Source organism: Ensifer sp. NM-2, assembly GCF_003024455.1.
Taxonomy (GTDB): Bacteria; Pseudomonadota; Alphaproteobacteria; order Rhizobiales; family Rhizobiaceae; genus Ensifer; species Ensifer canadensis.
This window is the reverse complement of record NZ_PVZR01000118.1, coordinates 1-522: the sequence shown is the minus strand read 5'-3', so window position 1 is coordinate 522 and position 522 is coordinate 1. Positions and strand designations below refer to the sequence as shown.

Annotated in this window: 1 protein-coding gene; it reads left to right on the top strand. The window is 70.3% G+C overall.

The features are described from left to right. Window positions 1–522: 2-oxo acid dehydrogenase subunit E2 (locus C6558_RS39060; RefSeq protein WP_199197144.1), on the top strand; the 522-nt coding region annotated here is incomplete at both ends.

Genomic DNA, 522 nt, shown 5'->3' with positions numbered 1-522 from the left:
ACTCGGTGCCCCGCCTGTCCCAGGGCCAGGCCGCCATCATCGGCGTCGGCGCGCTGACCTATCCGGCCGCCTTCCAGGGCGCCGCCGAGTCCACGCTGCACAACCTGGCGATCTCCAAGACGATCACGCTCACCTCCACGTACGACCACCGCGTGATCCAGGGCGCCAGCTCCGGCGAGTTCCTGAAGATCGTGCACGGCCTCCTGCTGGGCGAGGACGGCTTCTACGACGAGGTCTTCCACTCCCTGCGCATCCCCTACGAGCCCGTCCGCTGGGCCCAGGACGTGCAGGTGAACCCGGAGGAGCAGATCGGCAAGGTCGCCCGCATCCAGCAGCTGATCCACGCGTACCGGGACCGCGGCCACCTGCTGGCGGACGTGGACCCCCTCGAGTACTCGATGGCCTACCACCCGGACCTCGACATCCGCGAGCACGGGCTCACCCTGTGGGACCTGGACCGCGAGTGGCCCACCGGCGGCTTCGGCGGGGCGGGCAGCCTGACGCTGCGCAAGATCCTCGGCG